This window comes from uncultured Proteiniphilum sp. (genome assembly GCF_937873925.1).
Taxonomy (GTDB): Bacteria; Bacteroidota; Bacteroidia; order Bacteroidales; family Dysgonomonadaceae; genus Proteiniphilum.
In genome coordinates, this window is record NZ_CALNAT010000075.1 from 1 (window position 1) to 7,790 (window position 7,790).

4 protein-coding genes are annotated in these 7,790 nt (G+C 43.5%); all 4 read right to left on the reverse strand.

Annotated features, from left to right (window positions below; all coding sequences use genetic code 11):
• Window positions 1–1,546, reverse strand: a 1,546-nt coding sequence (locus Q0502_RS05445; RefSeq protein ID WP_298648133.1) for a beta-L-arabinofuranosidase domain-containing protein, incomplete at its 3' end; no start/stop codon positions are given.
• A 307-nt stretch (window positions 1,547–1,853) separates the two neighbouring features.
• Window positions 1,854–4,031 carry a DUF5722 domain-containing protein gene (locus Q0502_RS05450; RefSeq protein ID WP_298648136.1) on the reverse strand — a complete coding sequence of 726 codons (2,178 nt, stop codon included), beginning with the start codon at window positions 4,029–4,031 and terminating at the stop codon, window positions 1,854–1,856.
• 125 nt (window positions 4,032–4,156) lie between these two features.
• Window positions 4,157–5,617 (reverse strand): hypothetical protein, encoded by a 1,461-nt coding sequence (locus Q0502_RS05455; RefSeq protein WP_298648138.1) that lies wholly within the window; start codon window positions 5,615–5,617, stop codon window positions 4,157–4,159.
• Between the two features lie 108 nt (window positions 5,618–5,725).
• On the reverse strand, window positions 5,726–7,759 hold the full coding sequence (locus Q0502_RS05460) for a RagB/SusD family nutrient uptake outer membrane protein (RefSeq protein WP_298648141.1): 2,034 nt from the start codon (window positions 7,757–7,759) through the stop codon (window positions 5,726–5,728).
• Between the last annotated feature and the right edge of the window lie 31 nt (window positions 7,760–7,790).

Sequence of the window (7,790 nt, forward strand, 5' to 3'; positions counted from 1 at the left end):
GAGCCAATACTAGAGGGCCGCGAATGACAGCCCTGAAATTGTCGCCTGCCCGGTTGCTACCCTGTGGCGCATTCACCACACGGCACCGCATGTCCAATTGCAGCTCTATCGTATCGCCGTTGCGCCATTTGCGTCGTATTTCGGCATACGTTCCCGGTTTTACCTTTACGTTTTTACCATTCACTCTTAGAACGGTCTCTTTGCTCCACGACGGAATGCGGACTTTCAACGAAAACGTTTCTTTTTCCGTCAGCCAAAGGGTCATTTTTATGTCGCCTGAAACGGGATAATCGGTATGTATGTCAATGGAAGCCTCTTGTTGTGCGGATGTCTGAAAAACAATATTCCCTTTGTTATACAAATTAACAACAAATCCTTCGTCATCGCTCATGGCGGTAATAAACGGAATATAAGCCAGCCCCATCGGGCCGTTAAGATTGCAACAGGTCACGTGCATATCATCAAACTTCCATCCCCATCCTTCATTGGTGACTTTGCTGCCATTCAACAGGTTCACGTAACTGAATCCGTCGCCCGAGGGTTTCATGGCGCCGATCAATCCGTTATAGACATATTTTTCGATTTCGTCGGCGGCTGACGGATCTCCTGTCAGCCGTAAAATCTGGCTGCAAAATTTCATCCATGTTACGCCGACACACGTTTCCATCATCCGGGTGATATCGGGATTCGTCTGCTCCAATGCAGTGTTTCCCCATGCTTCCCCCATCACATACGGATGATAAGGTTGGTCTGAGCCGCCGTTGCCGATAATCGTTATTTCATATTTACGTACATTCTCATACAAATTCAATATCATCCGTTTTATTTCGGGCTTACCCGTAACGCGGTAATATTCGGCCAGACCTTCGAAAATCGACAACATCTCATAAGCTTTCGGGTAATGGCCGGCCATTCGGTAAGGTTTCACGTTATTCAATGCCATTTCAAAAATATTGAAGTGCTTCGTACCTCCGGCTTCGATAATGTAAGTGGAAAAATCCAGGTATCGTTGTTCTCCGGTCCATTTATAGAGCCTCATAAACGGTTCGAGCAAGCTGCTCGATTCAATATGACACTCTTCGTGTCCGATATTCGTAGCACTCCAACCCACATCGGTGATTTCCGTTTTCGGTGCATGCCCTATCAGTTCAATAATATTATCGGCTTGTTTTTTCAATGCGTCGAAAACGACAGGGGTAGGGTTAACCCATTCGTAATATTCCTGTAATCCGAGCATGACATATTTCCGTTCCCATAACTCGCTGCCTTCAGGTTGTGTTTCGATTTCCACACAACTGATGCTTCCGTTTTCCCGTTGAGTGGATAGCAAATCGTTTACCGTTTCATCTAAAATCTGCTTCAGTGCAGGGTCTTGTGTGTATCGATAAAACATGCATCCCGAGCGGACTGCTTTTCCCCACATTTCGCCGAGTGCAAACTGCGGACGTCCGTTGCGGAAAAAATTGACGAATTCGTGATAGGGGAGGCTGCCTTTGTTCCAATTCTGAATGGAAAGATGAATATAGTCATTCAGAAATCCTTCCAAATGAACTCTATTTGCCGGCAGCGGTGTCTGTTGATCTTTAATTTTATAATGGACAAAAGGTTGTCCGTTAAGATTTATAAGAAAAAACATCGAGAATAAAAAAGCGCCAATGAACGCAATTGGTTTCTTTTCGGAAAAGTATTTTTTTAAATACTCTGTTTTATCTGAGTTTCTCATCATGTTGTGTTTATATGTTGTTCCGTTTTTTTGAGGAAATTTTTTATGTGTCTTAAGAAACCTGAATTAAAAGATTTCTATAAAACTCAAATAGTTTCTCAATATTTAGAAAATTCTTCATTCAGCCAATTCATATGATTGATAAAAAAACTGACGATTGCATGATTTCAGTCCAATCATTAATTCCAATTACAGATTTGTACGGTTCAAACAATGCATCTTCCTCATTGGTTGCGGCTGCCTGATACAAGTACCAGACAGGTTTTGCTCCCCCAGGATCGGTTTCGTCGTCAGGAAATTTTCGCAACCCGATCCTTAATCCGTATTCAACCCTGTTGTCGAGCCAATTATGCCATTGAATGGCATCGATTCCATCTAACGCATTTAGTTTTTTCCATGCATAGGCAAATCCGGCTGCTTGTTCCTTTAAATCTTGTTCGCTGTAAGTTTTAGAGTTCGTTCCGTTTTCAGAGAGCCAAAGCGTTCTTTTTACCGAATTATTATACATGTTTTCGGATCTTTTAATCCAATAATCAATCACTTCTAAATTTTTAAAAGTAACAAGCGGACTGTTTATACTGAACGTAGCTTTAGAGTCGTTCCATGTCTTTGGTTCGGTTAAGTCCTGAGGATAGGGATGATAAGCTACTCCCCATTGAAAATCGCCTTCGGCAGCGCTGAATTTTTGCAGATAAGTCAGCATCTCCTTTGAGGAGTAAGATTCGACCGGTTCATTCCACGAATGGGTAAATGATCCCATCACTTCGCTATTGGCATCATATTGGCGTGAAATATTATGGCAAAGCCTCATTGATTTTATATAAGTGTCCAAATAGACTAACATTGGCTTATTTCCCATATTTGTCCAGGATAATCCGGCATCTACTTCATTATGCATGATCCATTTGTGAATTCGTCCGTAAGCATTATCCGTTCTGTTGTAGCGTGAAGCCAGGAAATCCAATGCCGCGGCATAACAATTTACACCTTCTTCTGTTGTTAAATTGGGCATGGTATATATTCCTTCGGAAGTGAAATCGGGGTGCTGCAACATCCTGCCGATAGCAGGATCGGCGCACTCCGATGTTTTTTGAACCAGGATAATTGCGGCGACAACAATTTCTCGCTCTGCAGCTATTTTCAAGGCTTGATCAAGTCCGTTCAGGTATCCCTCCCTGGCGAAATAGTAGGTTTTGTTACCGTATTCGTGTGCGATCCGGTTTGGACCCGGACCGGAGTACATGAAAGCGGTAAAAGGAACATTCACTGTGATACTATGGATAGCAAGCAGATCCAAATCAGCCTGAAACTGGTTGACGAAAAAACCTCCCAACCCCTTTTTACTTTTCAAAATCCCCGGGCTCATCGCCTGCGTGGATTCAATTATATCTGCGTAGCGCGCATGAGAGGCGATTTCATCTTTTGCGGCGGATTCTTTCACGATCACCCATTTGGAAAGTAACCGGTCGTACTCCCTGCCATCAATCTGTGCTGTTCGATCGAGCGTTATCCGGAATATTTTATCTTCCAATGGGATTTTATTCTTAAACAGTGGGGCGGTCGTCAATGTATCGTTGGGATGAATCTCGCACAAACTAAAATTCCCGTTGCCCGCGTGTTGGCCGGTGACCGACACCTCCGTTGATCCCACCTTTACTTCTGTGATTTTGGATGCGAATTGATGGGATAAGTAGGATAATAATGAATTCGCGATCTCTTCATCTTTTCTTAATTTCTCCTCCTCTTCGTTTAATTTCGCTTTTTCCGATTCATTCATTGCCCTGAAATAGAGGTTTCGTATTTCAAGCTTGACACCGTTCTGGTCCCCAAAATCGATTCTAAGGAAATCACCCGATCTGCCCCATGATAATTCGCTTATCATTTTGTACAGGTTGAGAGAGGCGGTTTTCCAGGAGTTTGTTTTAGAAAGCGAACCTGTTTTGATCGAGCGATTTTCGGATATCCCGGGTCCAAAGAATATTTGAAGAAGACTCACTTCCGCACTGCTTTTATATTCAAAGGTCAATACCACTGAATCTTTATCCAATGTTTTTGTGAGATCCTGAATATGAATATACGGATCGTTCCCGGTAGTAGTCAGCTCATACGCGTAGGTCGTTTTTTGAACCGCCTCTATATGGTGAGCCGACGCGATTTCGAATTTCAGGTACTGGGTTGAAGTACCAGGAATTATCACCGGTTTCTCAGGGATATCATCTTTACATCCCGGTAAAAAAAGCATTCCTGCCATCAAGAAATGAACTAACAGCACTTGACAGGCATTTTTTTGTTTTTTCTCTTTGTTCATGATTGTAATTCTTTTCCCATTTGACAATCATTGGGAGTTAATTATAGTCTTTACTCCATTCCTCCGCTGAAAACAGGATCCTAAGTGAAGAAGAAAAAAGAAAATAGTTTTCCGGGAGTTCCCTTTTATTTCCCCAGATATACCTTTGTAATCGTAGCCCTTCCCGCATCGGAAAAGAAAATTTTAACGTTTTTCATTCCGCCCTGATAATCCGGTATTGCGGATAGGTCAACTCTATGTGTCTGATGATGACCATCTGAGGTGATTGTCTGCTTAACGGTGATCGTGGGTTTTACGGGAAACCCGGATGCCTTCTTTTCTTTCTCTTCCGCCACACTAAATTCACCTTCACTCCAGTTCAACCAATCGGTGAAGTCGGACTTGCTTACCGGTTGTATTTCAACACTCAATTCCAATTCTTTATTTTCAGTGCTAAACTCGCCCTCAATATTCAGGGATGGGTTTTCGGAAGCTTGCCAAAATGTTACGGGGCTAACGATTGCTGCATTTTTGTTGAATTGGATGTCCAATCCTCCTTCAACAGGAAATCCTTTGTCTTGTATTTCACCCTGGTAGTACCAGTTTTGACGCGAATTTTGAAAATTCCATTCCGGATTCGACTTAGCCGATCGGTTTTCTTTGGCATACGACCGGATATCGTCTAATGTTCCAAGGATAAATGATGTGGTATAAGTCCACCGGATATTGTGGTCAAGAATCTGTCTGCCAGTAGGAGCAATGTGTCCTGTTTGGCCGTCTTTCTCCCCTCCGTATCCCTTAAAGGAGTCATTGGGGTGAAACCCTCCGTTGAAGTTCATTACTTCGGGCTGAAAAACCCCGATTCCATAGCCGTTGTCATCCAGTAGAGCAACCCAATTCTCAGGTGTATAAAAATGCACCCATGGCCATCCTTTTTTATCATTTTTATCTATAACAACCGTTGTGGGTTCTCCGATAAAAGGTTGATCTCCCAAATAGGTTACCAATTTATACCAGGGACCGTTTGTATATACCGCCGGCATCTCCTGTGAACAAGCCGGGTATTGTGTTTTATCCTCTCTGTTATTCACAATGGTAGCCTCCATTTTGATAATATTGTCTTCCAACGTGTACAGGCATTCAAATACACATTCGCCGGCAACACCGGTTTTATGTGGCCATTGCATGGGAATACTTTTCACAAAGATGGCATTATCCCCTATTTTTTCATAGGAAATCATTTTCGAACGATTACCGCCGGCGTCTCCCGATTGAATGGGGTTCCAGCCCAGGCCTTCCCATTCCGGAGTAGGTCTTTCACCCTTGGGGCCGATATACGGCCAGGGTCCGCTGTAATATGACATTTGGATCTGTCGGCCCCAATCAAAACTATTGATCATATTCTTACCACCGTTGGCTTCATCGGAGAGATAAGTAACAGCACCCCCCAAGGTCAGATCGATACCTAATTTTACACGATTATTCTGAATATATAATATGGAGGTATCTTCAGACAGAGAAATCACAGGAGAATTATCCTGCGTTTTTCCACCCGTACAGGAAATCATCGCACCTAAAAAAAATATAAAAAAAATATTTCTAACCATCTTTCAATTTAATTATAGTTAATCAAAAAATCAGAACCTCGAAAAACTCTCAACAGATCATGTTTTCCAAGCTTTCGAAGTTCTGATTAAAATCAGGAGTCTATGACATTACCAGCCAGGGTTCTGCCAGTTTTCACCTGTGAAAGATTCCATCTTGGTTGCTTCAGAAAGGTCTATAGGAAACATCAGGTATTTATCTGTATTGGTTCCGCGGTCTTGTAATTTTACTCTATTATAGATATACTCGTTCCCTTGTTTTGTTATCCTCATCCCGGTAACAAATTTATCGGTTTCGTTCAGTATCTTCCACCGTCTCACATCAAAAAACCGATGTTCTTCAAACGCCAACTCTACCTGTCTCTCGTTGCGGTATCGAATTTGAAACTCTTCCTTTGAAAGAGCTGCAGGGAGGGGTGGCATCTCGGCGCGTGCCCGCACTACATTTACAGCTTCTCTTGCTGAAAGGGCACTTGCTCCGCTTGCTTTACTTTCTACGGCTACATCATGACCCACGGCATTTGAAGCAGCTTCCGCGAAGTTCAGATATAACTCTCCCAGTCTGAAGATTTTCATCAATCCATCGGCGTCTACGCTTACATTCGATTTATAATTATTGAATTTCCTCAAATAATAGCCTGTACGGGTAAACCGGGTTTGGGTGATATCGTTTGAAATTCCACTGTTACCGCTTACAAAAGTCTCCACAGGAATTGGTACCGGAGGAGGAGTAAAGGCTTCGACCTGAAAATTTCTGATTGTTAGTTCATATCCGGGTCCACTTGTAACATCAAATCGCAGAAAATGGTTTTCAGGGGCTGCCCCACCATTCGCATTCACGCCAAATCCCCACTTGGTTATGGCTGTAGAAAGATCGTATTCGAATCTTTTCCATTCGGAGGATTCTTCTATGACAATATTCTCCCCGGTTGAAACACCTCCCTGGGGACCCCCTGCCACACAGAAGAAGAACTCAGCATTCGTGACTGTTTTATTGCTTTTATATTCGAAGCTGATCACCCTTTTTGCTGCTGAACTTAACACTTTTCCCAGCACGGTAGTATGAATCCAGGGGTCACTGCCGGTGCTTTTTAGGGTCGTTTCCTCGCCACTGACCGAAGCCGTAACATTGTTCACTGTTTGAGTAAAACTTAACGGGAAAAGCTCTTTCTCTACATTTCCGGTAGAAAGAGACCGGGGAGAGTTATTGTAATAGATAGAAGCATAAAAGCGAGGATCCCTTCCTTCATAGGGGTCAGCAGGATCGTATCCGGAGGTGGGATTTATAATGGGCTCTAAATGTTGAGCGTCCGCATATCCCAGGATGGGCATTTCTCCGGTGGCCTGCATCCCGTAGGCATCTACCAATTCTTGAGAGGGTCCTGCTCCTGCTTTTTCCGCACCTTCTGTGATGGGGGTACCGGCCCATTTCCATACGTTGGTTCTGTTACTGGTTGTTTCAAAAATAGTCTCTTTGTCGATCGAACGGCTTGGATCGGACCGAAGAATGAAATAGTACGCATACGCGTTTTGGGCGATATCTTCCGCCGGTTTGGTTTTGAATAACTCGAACCCATGTGCCAGGCATTGATCTAAGGCTTCTTTGGTGATTTCCGTGGCCTTTTCCCAGGTATATTTGCTGCCTGCGGTATTCCACAATGGGCTTGCAGCATATAGCGCCGCCTGCGATCTGACCGCCTGTGCAAAGGCACGGGTAATGGTGCCCCTTTGGTTATCGCTAATATCCCATCTAAAGCCTATATCTGATTTTCCGCTTTCCGGAAGGGCCAACGCCGCGTCACAGTCGGCAATGATAAAATCCACACACTCCTCGAAGGAAGCACGACGATCTTGTGAAAAATCATACGTAACTTCATAAGGTGCACTTATAATGGGAACACCACCATATCTTTTGATTAACTGTAAGTAGTAAAATGCCCTTAATACGAGCACTTCGCCAATCCATCCGTTCTTCTCATCTTCATCAATTTGTGCCGTGGCTATTTCAGGATCATTTATACTTGTCAGGAAGGTGTTGCATTTTCTGATTCCTTGAAAATAGTGAGCCCATGAATAGCTTCCCTCCACGGGATTGTTTGAGGATGAAGTCCGGTTGTTATACCAATCATTCACTGCACCATTCACGCCGTCAAACAATCCCGTGGAGGGAAGCTAT

Coding starts and splice junctions, on each gene's coding strand:
- Q0502_RS05450 (WP_298648136.1), bottom strand. CDS start 4,031: ATGAACAAAGAGAAAAAACAAAAAAATGCCTGTCAAGTGCTGTTAGTT.
- Q0502_RS05455 (WP_298648138.1), bottom strand. CDS start 5,617: ATGGTTAGAAATATTTTTTTTATATTTTTTTTAGGTGCGATGATTTCC.